Raw genomic sequence first — 17,063 nt, 5'->3', positions numbered from 1 at the left:
TAAAACCAACAAAAAATCAAAACAAATAAACCAAAAAAAATGCTTATGAAACGAATTTTAGCAGTGTTAGGAATGGTATTGTTGAGCAGTTTAAGTACTGTTGCGCAAAACCGATTAATAACAGGCATAGTTACAGATGCAGAGAACAAGGGAATTGTTGCTGCATCAATCGAGGTTCAGGGAAAACCATTTAGCGCAGTTACAGACGCTGAAGGTAGATTCAAGATGAATGTTCCGGAAGGGAAGGTAACTTTAAATGTATCTTCTATAGGTTTTGCTTCAAAATCAGTAGTACTTCAGGAAAATGAAAACCGAGTTTCGGTTGTATTAGGAGAAAATTTACAAGAATTAAAAGATGTTGTAGTAACTTCATTTGGAGTTAAAAAACAAAAGAAAAGTTTAGGTTACGCAGTCGGAGAAATCAAAGGCGACGACCTGACGAAAAATAAAGAAATTAACTTAGGAAATGCCCTTCAGGGAAAAATTGCCGGAGTTAATGTTTCTGCACCCGTTACAGGACCTTCTGGTTCGAGCCGTGTAGTAATTCGTGGAGCAACGTCGGCTTCAGGACTTAACCAGCCTTTGTATGTTGTAGACGGAATTCCGATTGATAACAGTCAACAAGGAAATGCAAATATGTGGGGTGGAGCTGATAAAGGAGATGGTATGTCTTCTTTCAATCCAGACGATATTGCTTCTATGTCTGTATTAAAAGGTAGTGCCGCTTCTGCTCTTTATGGGTACAGAGGATCAAATGGTGTTATCTTAATTACTACTAAGAAAGGTAAAAACGGAACTGGAATTGGAGTAGACTTTAATACAAATTCTACTTTTAATACACCGGCAAGTCTTTTGCACTGGCAAGATCAATACGGAGCGGGAGCGCCTGTAAATGGTGTTGCAACAAGATTTTCTGACTTACAGGAACTTAGAGATTCATATTATTTTGCTTGGGGAGATAAATACGACGGAACGCCTTCTCTTTCGCTTGACGGAAAAACCAGACCATACCAGGCTTACGGAAAAGATAACGTTGAAAAATTCTACAGAACAGGATATTCTTTCAGTAACACGTTAGCAATTTCTGGTGGAAATGAAACTACTAATTTCAGATTATCTTTCGGAAACACTAAAGATGAATCTATTATGCCGGGAACAAATTTCGCAAGAAATAACGTGTCTTTGAGTTTGAATTCGGCACCAAACAAAAAAATTAGTGTAGAAACAAACGCACAATACATTACAGAGAAAAGTCATAACAGACCATATTTGAATGATTCTCCTAGAAATCCATCTTTCCCAACAACTTTCATGACTCCGGGAACAGATATTAGATGGATCAATAACGCATATGATGAAAATGGTGGTGAAGCAGATTATTTTGGTGCAAACACGTACCATACTAATCCATATTTTGCTACAGAATCGCCATTAAATGATGACCTTAGAAAGCGTTTTATTGGTTCTGCAAAAGTAAATTATAACATTACCGAGAAAATTTATGCTAAAGGTGTAATTGGTATTGATGATATTAATTATGAATACACTGAAATTGAGCCTACAGGAATCAACTACAATCCTGGAGGATCTTATGAAAACAGAGTTGAAGGCCGTTCAGAGTATAATGCTTCTGCATTTTTAGGATATAAAGGAGATATTGCAAAAAATCTTTCTCTAGATGCTTTCATTGGAGCTAACCGTCAACACAACAGATACAGCGGTATTAAAATGAAAGGAAACAACTTTATCGTTCCATTCAAATATTTCTATGGAAATACACAACCGGACAAAACAGAAAAATTGTTTTCTGAAAGTGAAGTAAACTCACTTTTCTACTCAGCAGATTTAGGTTACAAAGATTTCTTATACTTAAGTTTAACAGGTCGTGAAGATTGGTTCTCTACTTTAGATCCATCAAACAACAGTACTTTTTATCCATCTGTAAGCTCAAGTTTCATTTATTCTCAAATCATCGATTTACCAGAATGGATGTCTTACGGAAAGATAAGAGCAGGTTGGGGTAACGTAGGAGGAGCTTTGCCGGACGCTTATGCTTTGTCATTGACTTATACTTCGCCAGACGGACAAACAGATTCTCAAGGACAGCCAATTTTGGGTGTTAATGGAGAAACGGTTCCAAACAAATATTTGAAACCTTATAATGTAAGTACAATCGAATTTGGTTTTGAAAATACATTTTTCAATAATAGATTGAGTACAGATTTGACTTTTTACCAAAAGAGAACTACAAACGATATTGCTGACGCTGATATTTCTCAGGCTTCAGGTTACAGAACTACAAAAATCAATGTGGGAGAAATCCTGAATCAAGGGGTGGAATTTGCTGTGAATGTAAAAGCAGTAAAAACTCAAAATTTCTCTTGGAGCGTAGGATATAATTTCGCTTACAATGATAGTGAAGTAGTAAGTCTTTCGGACAAAATTACAACCAAATCATTAGAAGGAAACAGAGATTCAAGAGCATCTGTAGTTTTAGAAAAAGGACAGCCTTTTGGAGTTATTAAAGCTTATGATTATTTAAGAGATTCACAAGGAAATATCGTAATCGATACAAATGGTAAATTCATGAGAGGAAATTTAATCATTGCAGGACAAGGTGTTGCGCCAACTTCAATGGGACTTTCAAATGATTTCTCTTATAAAAACTTCACACTTTCAGTTTTTGTAGATGCTAAATTTGGAGGAGAAATCTACTCGGCTACAAACCAATTAGGAACTCGTTACGGATTGTCAGAGCAAACACTTCCGGGTCGTGAAGGCGGAGTTCAGGTATCTGGTAAAGATGTTAACGGAAACCCAGTTAACACAACTGTTTCTGCATACGATTACTGGAGAAGTTACAGTGATATCACATCAAACTTTGTATATGATGCTGATTTTGTTAAACTAAGAGCAATTTCTTTTAGCTATAATTTCCCAAAATCGACTTTGTCAAAAACACCATTTCAAGCGATCAGTTTAGCATTTTCTGCACATAATTTATGGACAATTTATGACAAAGTGCCAAACATCGATCCAGAATCAAACTATTCTAATAGTAATGCACAAGGACTTGAAAGAGCGTCTATGCCTTTGACAAGAAACTACGGTGTAAGCCTTAATGTCAAATTTTAATAATAAAATTGAGAGATGAAAAATAAATATATCAAAATATTCTGTATCGCAATTGTTGGTGCACTGACATTAACTTCATGCGATAAGGGATTCGAGGAAATGAATACGAATCCAAATGCGTTGACAGATCCAGCGATAAAATCAATGTTTACGCTTGCTGAAATCTATGTAGACGGACAAGATTATTCAAATACAAGAGGAAACAATGCTTATGCAGCTCAAATTGTTCAGCAATTTTCTTCATTAGGAGGACCAGGTTCAAAATATACCTATTCATCTGAATATTCAGGGTCACTTTTTGGAGAATCATACGGTAAAGGATTGAATCAGATTTTTCAATTACTTTCTGTAGTGCAAAATTCGCCTGAAAATAATAATATGATTCAGGCTTGCAGAATCATGAAGGTATTCATGTTTCAAAAATTGACAGATACTTATGGTGAAGTTCCTTATTTCGAAGCTGGAAAAGGATACAACGGAAATGTTTTTGCCCCAAAATATGACACACAAGAAGCTATCTACAATGACCTTTTAAAAGAATTAGACGAAGCCGGAACAGCACTTGATGCTAATAAAGCATTTGTTGGTAACGCCGATTTGTACTACCAAAGTGATGTTGCTAAATGGAAAAAACTGGCAAACTCATTAATGTTGAGAGTTGCAATGCGTTTGTCTAAAGTAAACCCTGCAAAAGCACAGCAATATGTAGAAAAAGCAGTGGCTAAAGGTGTTTTCTCTTCAAATGATGATAGTCTTGTTTTAAAACATGATGCAGGACCACAAGGAGTTAAAACAAATCCAATTACTTCATCTTGGGTTAGAAATGACTTAAATGGAGGAGACGCTAATACAAAATTCAGTAAAACGTTTATTGATCAATTGAAAAACAATAACGATCCACGTTTAAGAATCTATGCAAAATTGGAAGCTACAGGAGACAACAATCCAGCGAGCCAACAAGGTCTTGCAAATGATGCAAAAGAATTTCCTGGTGGAGACAAAAAATTATTCTCAGATCCTAATACTTCTACGGTATTACGTTTAGATGCACCAACTTTGATTATGTCTTATGCTGAGGTTCAGTTTATATTGGCAGAAGCGGCTGTAAAAGGCTGGAATGTTGGAGGAACAGCACAAAAACATTACGAAGACGGAGTAAGAGCTGCAATGGAAGTTTTAGTGATTTTTGGAGATAAAGTACCTGCGGTTTCACTTGCAGAATACAACACTTACATCGCTGCTCATCCTTTTAAAGCTACTGGAACTGAGGCTCAAAAAATAGAACAAATTATAACTCAAAAATGGATTGTATTGTTGTTCAATGGTTTTGAAGCATTCTCAGAATACAGAAGAACAGGATATCCGGTTTTAGTTCCTGTAAATGATCCTGCGGGAGAAACAAAAGGAACAATACCAAGAAGATTAATTTATGATCAGTCAGAATTGATAACAAATGAGGCTAATTATAAAGCAGCAATTGCTCGTCAAGGGTTGGATTTAATGACAACCAGAATTTGGTGGGATAAATAATTTTTAAATTTTTGGTTAAGTTAGTTGAATTAAGCCGGGTAGGAATACCTGTACTATCCGGCTTATTTTTTAATTTCTATTTTGATTTTCATTAAATTAGAAGAGTTATATCAAAAAATAGTTCAATAGGTTTTAACCCCTTTTTTTCGCAAAAGACAAAATCGCTTCTGCTGAAAAAGATGGAATAATTTCCGAAAGAACATAAATGATTGATTGCTTTTAATTTTTCAAGTCTAAAAAAGAATCAACAATTTACAATCAACAATTAATAATTAATTAAAGCTTGGCAGCCGTAAAAAGGAAATGATTTTCAGAATATTTTGTTAGTTACCTTTTATTCCTGATAAAAACCTCATAGAGAAGGAAATAATTGTGAAACAACAATTATCCTTCTCCTACTGCCGGCGATTAAATTGAGATCGATATAATAATTTATTACGCAGTAAAAATGGAATGTAAAAAAAGCTTTTGTTGGTTTGTAGGTATTTGTATTGCCAGTTTTTCATTGGCGGCAAATGCTCAAAATATAGATATAAAAACGGGTTGGCAGTATCGGGAAACAAAAACTGAAAAATGGAATCCTGCAACAGTTCCTGGAGAAATACATACCGATTTACTGAATAATAAAGCAATTCCAGATCCATTTTATCGTGATAACGAGAAGAAATTAGAATGGATAGAAAAGAAAGATTGGGAATATAAAATCACTTTTAAGGTAAGTCCGGAAACATTAAAAAAGAAAAACGCAGATCTGGTTTTTGACGGATTAGACACTTATGCAACAGTTTATCTAAACAATCAATTGGTTCTTAAAGCCGATAATATGTTCCTGCAATGGCGTGTAGATGTAAAAAAGGTTTTGAAATCAGGAAACAACGATTTACGTATTGTATTTAAATCGGCGCAAAATGTTGTAGATTCACTTGCCAAAAAAGATTTACCATTTGTAATTCCCGATAATCCACGTGCGTATGTACGTAAAGCACAATATCATTTTGGATGGGATTGGGGACCAAAATTCACCACTTGCGGAATCTGGAAAACACCACGATTAGAAGCTTACGATAAAAAAACTCCAGAGAAACCTTATGTATTAGATCGCAAAATCGAATTGGTACAAGAACCGGATAATGTTGGTAAAACATTCTATTTTAAAATAGATGGAAAGCCGGTTTATATGAAAGGAGCCAATTATATTCCGTCAGATGCATTTTTATCCCGAGTAACCAAAAAAGAATACGAAAAAGTAATTGGAATGGCCAAAGATGCCAACATGAATATGCTTCGCGTTTGGGGCGGAGGTATTTATGAAGACGATTATTTCTATGATTTGTGCGATAAAAACGGAATCTACGTTTGGCAGGATTTTATGTTTGCCGGAACAATGGTACCGGGAGACGATGCTTTTTTTGCCAATGTAAAAAAAGAAGTTCAATATCAGGTAAAGCGTTTACGTCATCATAAAAGTATTGTTTTATGGTGTGGAAATAATGAAATCGATGAAGCTTTTAAAGATTGGGGATGGCAAAAAAGCATGAAAATGCCAAAGCAGGATTCAATTCGTTTATGGAAAGATTACGTTCGTTTGTTTCAGGATAGTATCCCAAAATGGGTAAAAGAAGTCGATAATAAACGTCCATATATTAGTTCATCACCATCATTTCATTGGTCAAGAGCAAAAAGCCTTACTGAAGGAGACAGCCATTATTGGGGAACCTGGTGGGGACTAGAAGATGTTGAAGCTGTACAGAATAAAACAGGACGTTTTGTGAGTGAATACGGAATGCAGGCAATGCCCAATTATTCGTCTATAGAAAAATTTACGCAACCTGAAGACCGATATTTATACTCGGATATTTTACAAGCGCATCAAAAAGCCGGAAAAGGATTCCTTAAATTAGATTCATATTTGAACCGATATTTCATTGACTCGACCAAAATAAAAAAAATGAATGTGGAGGATTATACGTATCTGACACAATGTTTGCAATATTATTCCCTTAAAAATATTATCGGAATTCACCGTTCAAAAGCGCCGTATAATATGGGAACATTAGTTTGGCAATTGAACGATTGTTGGCCGGTAGCAAGTTGGAGTGTAACCGATTATTATGATCGTCAGCCAAAAGCAGCTTGGTACGCCATGAAAGAAGCCTATCGTGATGATAAAACACCGGAAATTGATTTAACACGTCCGATAAGTTTAAAACTCGAAGATCCAAAAATCACTTGGGTATTAAAAGGAAATAAACTGACGCTGAAAGCTTTAAAAGATGCAAAATATGTCAATGTTTCCATAAAAGGATACACCGGAAAATGGAGCGATAATTACTTCAGTTTAAAAGCAGGAGAAGAAAGAACGATTACATTTGAAGGTAAAATTGCAAAACCAGAAGTGAGAATTTATTCTCTATATGATGTTCTTAAGAGGTACTAAGTTTCTAAGGTTTTTAGGGACATAGGTTCAAAGGAACAAAGTGACAAAGGTTTTTTCGTAGAGACGCACAGCAAGCAGGCGTCTACTTTGCGACCTTTGCGTATCCCGATAGCTATCGGGATTGCGAACTTTGCGGTTAAAAAAAATCCGTGTGCCATCACGCAAATAAAATAAAAAATGAATAAAATGATTACAAAATACAAGCACATTGTTTTCTCCATAATTATGCTAATTAATTTGCCTGCAATCGCACAGGAAAAGAAAGCAAAACAAACCAATATAGATTACACCCAATACGTAAATCCGTTTATAGGATCTGCAGGTCACGGTCACGTATTTGTGGGAGCCAATGTTCCGTTTGGAGCCGTACAATTAGGGCCCGTAAATGTTTTTGAAGGTTGGGATTGGTGCAGTGGATACAACTACGCCAGTAATACTATTTTAGGATTCACGCACACGCATTTAAGCGGAACAGGAATTGGAGATTTAAACGATATTCTATTACTTCCTGTTTCAGGAAAAGTGCCACTTACCAAAGGAACAAAAGAAGATATGACAACCGGTTACGGTTCTTATTTCTCGCATAAAAACGAAGTAAGCAAAGCAGGATATTACAGTGTTTTATTGGATAAATATAAAATCAAAGCCGAATTAACGGCCAGCGAAAGAGTAGGTTTTCATAAATATACTTTTAATGCTGCGACAGATAATCACGTTTTACTAGATCTTGCCGACGGAATTGGTTGGGACAAACCGGTAAAAACATTCATCAAAAAAATCAATGAAACGACTCTTGTAGGATATAGATATTCTACGGGTTGGGCTGCAGATCAGCGTATTTTCTTTACAATGGAATTTTCTGAGCCAATTTCAAATATAGCTTTATATGATAATACAACTGCAGTTTCAGGAAACGAAGGAGAAGCAGTACGAATGAAAGCTGTTTTGGATTTTAAAACCTTAAAAAACAAACAAGTCTTAGTAAAAGTGGGGATTTCTCCGGTAAGTTATGAAAACGCAGCTGCGAATATCAAAGCCGAGATTCCGGGTTGGGATTTTAATGCTGTAGCAAAAGAAGCGACTTCAAAATGGAACAAAGAATTAGATAAAATTCAGATCAAAGCAGACGATAAAACCATGAAAGTTTTTTATACTGCGATGTATCACACCATGTTTGCACCTTCAATCTTCAACGACGTAAACGGAGATTACAGAGGAACAGACAAAAAAGTTTATGAAAAAGCGAAGTTCACAAACTACACTACTTTTTCACTTTGGGATACTTACCGCGGATTACATCCTTTATACACGATCACACATCCGGATAAAATCAATGATATTGTAAAATCATTTTTGGCGATTTATGAACAACAAGGACGATTACCGGTTTGGCATTTAATGGGCAATGAAACTAATACCATGAACGGAAATCACTCGATTGCTGTTATTGTAGATGCGTACATGAAAGGTTACAGAGATTACGATACAGCATTGGCGTATGAAGCCATCAAAAAAACTGCGATGCAAACCCGCGACGGAATGGATTATGTTCAGAAATTAGAATATATTCCTGCTGATAAAATGTTAGAATCTGTTGGAAATGCCTTAGAATACGCGATCGATGATTATTGCGTAGCTCAAATGGCAAAATCTTTAGGCAAAACAGATGATTATAATTATTTCACGAAAAGAGCCAATTTATACAAACTGTATTTCGATAAAGAAACCACTTTCATGAGAGGAAAATTGACCGATGGAAATTGGAGAACACCATTCAACCCACTTTCATCAGCGCATCGTAAAGACGATTATGTAGAAGGAAACGCATGGCAATATACTTGGTTGGTTCCTCAGGATCCTTATGGCTTAATCGAATTATTTGGAAGCGAAGATAAATTCCTAGCCAAATTAGATTCTCTTTTCTTAATTACAGACAAAGTAGAAGGAGAAGAAATTTCACCGGACATCAGTGGATTAATTGGGCAATATGCACAAGGAAATGAGCCAAATCACCATATTCCATATCTTTATGCCTACGCAGGACAAACTTGGAAAACCGCAAAATTAATCCGTGAAATCGATGATAAATTCTATTCGACAAAACCAGACGGATTATGCGGAAACGAAGATTTAGGACAAATGTCGGCTTGGTATGTTTTCTCTTCAATGGGATTCTATTCGGTTAATCCGGCAAACGGAATTTACGTTTTAGGAAGTCCGTTAGTAAATACAGCGACAATTCATCATAAAGAAGGAATTTCATTTACATTGAATGCAATCGATAATAGCAAAACAAATATCTATATCCAAAAAGCAGAATACAACGGAAAACCATATACAAAATCATACATCACGCATGATATGATTGTAAAAGGAGGAGAATTAAAATTGTTTATGGGAAGTAAACCATCGACAACTTTTGGAGTAAAAAAAGAAGACAGACCTATTTAATTTTAGATTTTAGTCCCGATAGCTATCGGGATTAGATTTAAGAAGTTGGGACGCTTAGTCTCCTAACAGGTTTTTAAAACCTGTTAGGTATAATTTAAGTTTTACGTAAGCTTTGTCAAAGTTTTGCAAGTCGACAATTCACATTTTACAATAAATACCTAACAGGTTTTAAAAACCTGTTAGGATAACAAGACAGATATGAAAATAAAGAGTTTAATTTTTTTAGGGATAATGCAATGTTGCGTTTTCGTAAATGCACAAGTCAAAACTTTAGATCCGGTAGAATATGTGAATCCATTAATGGGAACACAATCTTTGCACAGTCTTTCAAACGGAAATACCTATCCGGCAATTTGCAGACCTTGGGGAATGAATTTCTGGACGCCACAAACCGGAAAAATGGGTGACGGTTGGGCATATATTTACAACGCAGATAAAATTAGAGGATTTAAACAAACGCATCAGCCATCGCCGTGGATGAACGATTACGGACAGTTTTCGATTATGCCGGTAACCGGAAAATTGACTTTTGCAGAAGACGAAAGAGGAAGTTGGTTTAGTCATAAAGCTGAGATTTCTAAACCGTATTATTACAGTGTATATCTTGCTGATTATGATGTTACGACAGAAATTACAACTACAGAAAGGGCTGCACATTTTCAGATTACATTTCCGGAAAACGAACAATCTTCAATTGTAATTGATGCTTTTGATAAAGGTTCATATATCAAAATAATTCCTTCAGAAAATAAAATTATTGGTTACACAACCCGAAATAGTGGTGGAGTTCCGCAAAATTTCAAGAACTATTTTGTATTGCAATTTGATAAACCATTTGCAACAAATTATACTTGGCATGATAAAGTTTTAGAAAAAGACAAACTAGAATTAACAGACAATCATGTTGGTGCAGTAGTTGGTTTTAAAACTAAAAAAGGAGAAATCGTAAACGTAAAAGTTGCTTCATCATTTATCAGTCCGGAACAAGCCGAATTGAATTTGAAGAGCGAATTAGGAATAGCTTCGTTTAATGAAACTGTGGCGCAATCCAAACAAGAATGGAATAACGTTCTGAGAAAATTAACTGCTGAAGGTGGAAGTGATGAACAATTAAAAACATTTTACTCTTGTTTGTACAGAACAGTTTGTTTTCCGCAGAAACAATATGAAATAAACGCAAAAGGAGAAACAGTGCATTACAGTCCATATACAGGGAATGTTTTGCCGGGTTATATGTTTGCAGGAACAGGATTTTGGGATACTTTCCGTGCCTTATATCCTATGCTAAATTTAGTTTATCCTTCTATAAACAAAGAAATGCAAGAAGGATTAATCAACGATTATAAAGAAGGTGGTTTCTTGCCGGAATGGTCAAGCCCGGGATTTAGAGATGTAATGGTTGGGAATAATTCGGCATCTGTCGTTTCTGATGCTTATATGAAGGGATTGCGTGGTTATGACATTAATAAATTATACGAAGCCTTATTACACGGCGCTAATAACGAAGGTCCGTTAGAAGCTGTGGGAAGAAAAGGAGTAGAGTATTACAACACTTTAGGATATGTTCCGTATGATGTAAAAATCAACGAAAATGCGGCCAGAACATTAGAATATGCGTATGATGATTTTGCAATTTGGAAATTAGCGAAAGCCTTAAACCGTCCGAAGAAAGAAATCAGTTTATTTGAAAAACGAATGATGAATTATAAAAAACTTTATAATCCTGAAATTGGTTTAATGAGCGGTAGAAACAAAGACGGAAGTTTTCCGAAGAATTTCAATCCGTTTAAATGGGGAGATGCTTTTACCGAAGGAAATGCATGGCACTACAGCTGGAGCGTTTTTCATGACATAAATGGTTTAATTGATTTAATGGGCGGAGAGAAAAATTTCACTGCAAAATTAGATGCTGTTTTTTCAACTCCGCCAGTTTTTGATGATAGTTATTACGGATCAGTTATTCATGAAATCCGTGAAATGCAAATCATGAATATGGGGCAATATGCACATGGAAATCAGCCAATTCAGCACATGATTTATTTGTACAATTATGCAGGCGAACCTTGGAAAACACAATATTGGTCAAGAGAAGTAATGAACCGTTTGTACAAACCAACACCTGATGGATATTGCGGAGACGAGGATAACGGACAAACCTCAGCTTGGTATATTTTCTCAGCAATGGGATTCTATCCGGTTTGTCCCGGAACAGACGAATATGTTCTTGGAGCGCCATTATTTAAGAAACTTACATTACAATTAGAAAACGGAAAAGAGCTTGTTATAAATGCACCAAATAATTCAGAAACCAACAAATATGTTCAGGATTTAAAATGGAATAATGCAACTCACACTAAAAATTATATCAATCATTTTGATGTGTTAAAAGGTGGCGAATTAAACTTTGACATGAGCAGTAAACCTAATTTACAAAGAGGAACTTCGGCAAGTGCCTATCCATATTCTTATTCAACTTCAAAATAATACTATGCAATCACGTAGAAAATTTATAAAAAACACAGGAATTTTTTCAGCAGGATTATTGGCACTTCAAACGGATGTTTTCGGAATGCAATCTGATGCTTTCAATTTTGCGCTAAAAGATTTTATTACCAAAAGACCACCATTAGCCGAAAGAAAATTTACAAGTAAAGCCGTTGAAGCTGCAATTGTTAGAATCAAAAAACAAATCGCAAATCCGGAATTGGCGTGGTTATTCGAAAACTGTTTTCCTAATACATTAGATACAACCGTAGATTTTGAAATCATCGACGGAAAACCGGACACTTATGTCATTACAGGAGATATCGATGCGATGTGGTTGCGTGATAGTACAGCGCAAATTTGGCCTTATATTCCGTTTGTAAAAGAAGATAAGAAACTTGCCGAATTGGTAAAAGGTGTAATCAATCGTCAGACCAAATGTATTTTATTAGATCCTTATGCAAATGCTTTTTATAAAGATTTTAATCAGGTAAGCGAATGGAAAAACGATATGACCAAAATGCAGCCCGGAATCCACGAGCGCAAATGGGAAATCGATAGTTTGTGTTACCCAATAAGACTGGCACACGGATATTGGAAAGAAACCGGAGATATTAGTTTGTTCGACAGCAAGTGGAAAGAAGCCATGCTTTTGGTTTTACAAACGTTCAAAGAGCAACAACGCTGGACGGATAAAGGACCTTATAATTTCCAGAGAGTAACAGCTTGGGCTACAGATGGCGTGCCATTAAGCGGTTACGGATATCCTGTAAAACCATGCGGATTAATCGTTTCGACTTTCAGACCAAGTGATGACAGTACATTGTTTGGATATTTAATTCCGAGTAATATGTTTGCGATCGAAGTGCTAGGATATCTTCAGGAAATTTTCTCTTTACCAGCATTAAAAGATGATAATTTAGTCGCTAAAGCCAAAGAATTACAAGGACAAGTTCAGAAAGGATTAGAAGAAAACGGAATCATTGAGCATCCAAAATTCGGAAAAATCATTGCTTTTGAAGTAAACGGTTACGGAAGTTTCCACATGATGGATGACGCCAATGTTCCATCGTTATTATCATTACCATATTTAGGCGCGATTGAGCCGGACAGCCCATTATATTTGAATACCAGAAAAGTCGTGCTTTCAGAAAATAATCCGTTTTTCTATAAAGGAAAAGCAGGCGAAGGTGTAGGAGGACCACATACCGGAGCAGATACGATCTGGCCAATGAGTATTGTTTTGAGAGCCATTACAAGTGTTGATGAAAATGAAATAAAACATTGTATTAGCAATTTGATCAAAACAAATGCCGATACCGGATTTATGCACGAGTCATTTCATAAAGATGATGTGACTAAGTTTACAAGAAAATGGTTTGCTTGGGCAAATACCTTATTTGGAGAAATGATTGTTCATACCAGCATTCATTATCCTCAAATTTTAAAAGACAAAAACATTTAAACTAAAAAATATTAAACCAGTAAGAGATTAAGAAAAATTAAGTTTTTTTAGAATCGAGAAAATATTTACCATTAAGAGATTAAGAAAAATTAAGGTACAATACTTAATAACCTTAATTTCTTAATGGTGAAAAAAACTTAATCCTTAATGGTTCAAAATAGATTCTAAATATAAAAGAATGAATAAAGAATATGCCGTTGGATTGGATATTGGAGGAACACATATCACCGCAGCGATTATAGATATAATAGAGATGAAAGTGATTGACTTTTCATTGCATAAAGAGTCTTTTGATTCTAATTTGCCGGTGGAAGAGGTTATGACTATTTGGGAAAAAGTAATCAGGATTTCTATCAAAAATTCTAAGGTTGATAATACAACAGGTTTGGCAGTTTGTATGCCAGGGCCGTTTGATTATACCAATGGAGTTTGCTGGATAAAAGGACAATCTAAATACGAGCATTTTTACGGATTAAATGTTCGGGATTTGTTTCAGCATAAATTGAAGCTTTCAAATGATTTTCCGATTCTTTTCGAAAATGATGCGGTTTGTTTTGGCAAAGGCGAAGTTTTTAAAGATGCCAAAAACCTTTCTAAAAAAGTAATGGCAATTACACTTGGTACAGGACTTGGCGCTTGTTTTATAGATAAAGGAGAATCGATTAGTACTGGAGATTTGGTACCAAAAGACGGGGAAATATATGATCTTCCATACAAAGAAGGAATTGCAGAAGATTATGTTTCGGCACGAGGACTTATAGAAGGTTATTTCGCTTTAAGCGGAAAAAAATTAAACAACGGATTAGAGCTTTTTAATTTGGCTAAAGCCGAAGATGAAATGGCAATAAAAGTATTTGAAAAAATGGGTGAGGATTTAGCAGCAATTGTGATTCCGTGGTTAGAGAAATTCTCTGTCGATAGTTTTATTATTGGAGGAAAAATTGCAAATGCAAGTGAGTTTTTCTTGTCTGTTTTCAACAAAAAAATAAAAGAAGCAGGAAGCAATGTAGAGGTTTCAATTTCTACAGATAATGAAATCGCAGCTTTATTAGGGGCTACAAGTTTGCTTTATACAGCTTAAATTATTTAAAACATATAAGTTCATGTAAAAAGAATTTTTGATAACTTGGTTTTAATTTTTTAGTTAGCTATAAATAACTGGAAATGTTCTAAATAATACTTATATGATTTAATTTTGAGAAGCTAAAAACAGGTGGCTTAAATGATCTTAGATAACTTATATGGTTTAAAAATATTTTAATATGACAAATTCAAACCGCAGAAATTTTATAAAAACAGCAGCAATAGCTTCAGTCGCTGTAGCATTGCAATCTTTTAATTCAGAAGCATCTGAAGAAGAAAAAATAGTAGTTTCTAAAAAAGGAAAAAAGCCAATTGTACTTTCGACATGGCGATTTGGAATTCCTGCAAATGAAGCTGCATGGGAAGTTTTAAAAAAGAGTGGAAGTGCTCTTGATGCTGTTGAAGCCGGAGTTAAAATTCCCGAAGGTGATCCAAAAGAAAGAAGTGTTGGTTATGGCGGACGTCCGGATCGAGATGGTCGAGTAACATTAGATGCTTGTATTATGGATGAAAACGCCAATATAGGCTCTGTTGCTTGTTTAGAATATATAAAACATCCCATATCAGTTGCGAGAGCGGTAATGGAAAAAACACCTCACGTAATGTTGGTTGGTGATGGAGCTTTGCAATTTGCATTGTCACAAGGTTTCAAAAAAGAAAATCTATTAACGGAAGAGTCCGAAAAAGAGTGGAAAGAATGGCTGAAAGACAGTAAATACAAACCAATTGCCAATATCGAAAACCACGATACCATTGGAATGATTGCTTTGGATGCTAACGGAAATCTTTCGGGAGCATGCACGACAAGTGGAATGGCTTTTAAGATGCACGGACGTGTGGGAGATTCCCCAATTATAGGAGCAGGTTTATATGTTGATAATGAAATTGGCGCGGCTACTGCAACAGGTCACGGTGAAGAAGTAATCAGAATTTCGGGTTGCCATTTGGTTGTAGAATTAATGCGACAAGGCAAATCGCCTCAACAAGCTTGTGAAGAAGCCGTTGCAAGAATTGTGAAATTAACCAAGAACAGAAACAAAGATTTAAAAGATATTCAGGTAGGATTTATAGCCTTGAACAAAGCAGGAGAATACGGTTCTTATTGCATTCAGGGTGGTTTTAATTATGCAGTTTATGATGATACAGGAAATAAATTAATCGACGCCGATTATTTCCTGAAATAAAGATTTTTTTTAGTTAACTCTGTCGAGGGTTAATTGTTTTTTAATGCGCAATAGTCCCAGACTTTGCGCATTTTTTAGTTTAAAAACCGGCAGTATTCTCTTATTGATAGAATATCTGAAAAGAAAAATTGGCATCGAGCATTTTTATTTCATTCTTGCTGGTTTCAAGTTGTGCTTCTTTGGTATAAACAAACATTTGTTTTTCATAGTCACTTATAGCAGATTCCAGAGTTTCAAATTTTCCGTTTGTTAGATTTTCAGATAAAATCAGGGCATCTTTTAACCCTGTATTTGCACCCTGACCTGCAAAAGGAGGCATTATGTGTGCAGCATCTCCAATAAGAGTTATAGGCAAAGGGCGATTGGTTTTCCAAGGTATATCTAATGTTATTTTTCTTGTTGGTCCGGGAATAAAAGAAGAAGTTGCCCCGCTCTCGCACGAATCCTTTCGTGTGACACAAAGAGCATCGAAAAAGAATATAAAACATGAATCCTGCTCTTCAAAGAGTTCCTTATAAAAAGCTGCGCAAATGTCTCTGAACTGCCCCCAAATAGTGTCTAACTTTTTGGGGGCAGTTCATCTAGACTTTGCACTTTTTTTGTGTTCTTATAAATCGTAAACCTACTAAAAGTCTCCTGACTTTTTACTTATTGTTCTAAATGACTTAATAAGTAAGATAAATCATCTATTTTTGAATTTAAAAGAATATAATGAAAGAAGGATATGTAATTCGGGATCAAACTTTACCACATTTTATTACGCCCACAGTTGTCGACTGGATAGATGTTTTTACGCGTCAGACTTATAGAGACATTGTAATTGAAAGCTTAGATTATTGTATTAAAAATAAAGGAATGATTTTGTACGGTTATGTAATTATGAGTAATCATATTCATATGATTGTACAATCTGAAGATGGGAAATTATCAGATTTGATAAGAGATTTTAAAAAGTTTATGGCGAAGAATATTTTAGAAAAAATTCAAAATAGTCCAGAAAGCAGACGAGAATGGATTTTGGAACGTTTTAAATTGGCAGCGCAAATTCATCAGAGAAATAAAGAATATCAATTTTGGCAATATGGCAATCATGCGGAAGAAATTTATTCAACAGAATTTATGTGGTCTAAGTTGCATTACATACATTTGAATCCTGTGAGAGCCGGATTGGTTGCAAAAGCTTCAGAATATATCTATTCTAGTGCATGTAATTATGTTAATGACTCAGGATTATTGGAAATTGAAAAAGTTGATAATCCAATAGTAAATGTTTTAGATCCGAGATCAATAACTC

The 17,063-nt window shown here is 35.2% G+C and carries 9 protein-coding genes and 1 pseudogene; 9 read left to right on the top strand and 1 reads right to left on the bottom strand.

Features of this window, described 5'->3' with window-relative positions; all coding sequences use genetic code 11:
- Window positions 1-45 precede the first annotated feature (45 nt).
- The 8 genes from CHB81_RS25920 (at window position 46) to CHB81_RS25885 (ending at window position 15,769) form a co-directional block, all read left to right on the top strand.
- Entirely contained in the window at window positions 46-3,135 is a 3,090-nt protein-coding gene (locus tag CHB81_RS25920; protein WP_254921279.1) for a SusC/RagA family TonB-linked outer membrane protein, read from the top strand.
- 15 nt (window positions 3,136-3,150) lie between these two features.
- Window positions 3,151-4,665, top strand: coding sequence for a SusD/RagB family nutrient-binding outer membrane lipoprotein (locus CHB81_RS25915; protein WP_089354711.1), 1,515 nt, complete (start codon window positions 3,151-3,153; stop codon window positions 4,663-4,665).
- A 448-nt stretch (window positions 4,666-5,113) separates the two neighbouring features.
- The gene (locus CHB81_RS25910; RefSeq protein ID WP_176427581.1) at window positions 5,114-7,102 is read left to right on the top strand and encodes a glycoside hydrolase family 2 protein; all 1,989 of its coding nucleotides are present in this window, start codon (window positions 5,114-5,116) and stop codon (window positions 7,100-7,102) included.
- Between the two features lie 186 nt (window positions 7,103-7,288).
- Window positions 7,289-9,553 carry a GH92 family glycosyl hydrolase gene (locus tag CHB81_RS25905; RefSeq protein WP_089354723.1) on the top strand — a complete coding sequence of 755 codons (2,265 nt, stop codon included), beginning with the start codon at window positions 7,289-7,291 and terminating at the stop codon, window positions 9,551-9,553.
- 198 nt (window positions 9,554-9,751) lie between these two features.
- Window positions 9,752-12,037 (top strand): GH92 family glycosyl hydrolase, encoded by a 2,286-nt coding sequence (locus tag CHB81_RS25900; RefSeq protein WP_089354710.1) that lies wholly within the window; start codon window positions 9,752-9,754, stop codon window positions 12,035-12,037.
- Between the two features lie 4 nt (window positions 12,038-12,041).
- Window positions 12,042-13,502: a glycoside hydrolase family 125 protein gene (locus CHB81_RS25895; protein WP_089354722.1), complete on the top strand. Its 1,461-nt coding sequence runs from the start codon at window positions 12,042-12,044 to the stop codon at window positions 13,500-13,502.
- A gap of 178 nt (window positions 13,503-13,680) precedes the next feature.
- Window positions 13,681-14,583 carry an ROK family protein gene (locus CHB81_RS25890; RefSeq protein ID WP_254921278.1) on the top strand — a complete coding sequence of 301 codons (903 nt, stop codon included), beginning with the start codon at window positions 13,681-13,683 and terminating at the stop codon, window positions 14,581-14,583.
- A gap of 181 nt (window positions 14,584-14,764) precedes the next feature.
- A complete protein-coding gene (locus CHB81_RS25885; RefSeq protein WP_089354708.1) occupies window positions 14,765-15,769 on the top strand; it encodes an isoaspartyl peptidase/L-asparaginase family protein in 1,005 nt (334 codons plus the stop codon).
- A 100-nt stretch (window positions 15,770-15,869) separates the two neighbouring features.
- Here the strand turns inward: CHB81_RS25885 and CHB81_RS27250 are convergent.
- A pseudogene (locus CHB81_RS27250) lies at window positions 15,870-16,154 on the bottom strand (FAD-dependent oxidoreductase); the annotation flags it as partial.
- A gap of 326 nt (window positions 16,155-16,480) precedes the next feature.
- On the opposite strand from CHB81_RS27250, the gene CHB81_RS25875 reads away from it, so the two are divergent.
- A partial coding sequence (locus tag CHB81_RS25875; RefSeq protein WP_141130466.1) for a transposase occupies window positions 16,481-17,063 on the top strand: 583 nt, incomplete at its 3' end.

The organism is Flavobacterium sp. ov086, from assembly GCF_900187965.1.
Lineage (GTDB): Bacteria > Bacteroidota > Bacteroidia > Flavobacteriales > Flavobacteriaceae > Flavobacterium.
This window is presented reverse-complemented; position numbering and strand designations above follow the sequence as displayed.

Bases quoted from the DNA above. Each gene is read 5' to 3' on its own strand.
- CHB81_RS25920 (WP_254921279.1), top strand. From the start codon at position 46: ATGAAACGAATTTTAGCAGTGTTAGGAATGGTATTGTTGAGCAGTTTA.
- CHB81_RS25915 (WP_089354711.1), top strand. From the start codon at position 3,151: ATGAAAAATAAATATATCAAAATATTCTGTATCGCAATTGTTGGTGCA.
- CHB81_RS25910 (WP_176427581.1), top strand. From the start codon at position 5,114: ATGGAATGTAAAAAAAGCTTTTGTTGGTTTGTAGGTATTTGTATTGCC.
- CHB81_RS25905 (WP_089354723.1), top strand. From the start codon at position 7,289: ATGATTACAAAATACAAGCACATTGTTTTCTCCATAATTATGCTAATT.
- CHB81_RS25900 (WP_089354710.1), top strand. From the start codon at position 9,752: ATGAAAATAAAGAGTTTAATTTTTTTAGGGATAATGCAATGTTGCGTT.
- CHB81_RS25895 (WP_089354722.1), top strand. From the start codon at position 12,042: ATGCAATCACGTAGAAAATTTATAAAAAACACAGGAATTTTTTCAGCA.
- CHB81_RS25890 (WP_254921278.1), top strand. From the start codon at position 13,681: ATGAATAAAGAATATGCCGTTGGATTGGATATTGGAGGAACACATATC.
- CHB81_RS25885 (WP_089354708.1), top strand. From the start codon at position 14,765: ATGACAAATTCAAACCGCAGAAATTTTATAAAAACAGCAGCAATAGCT.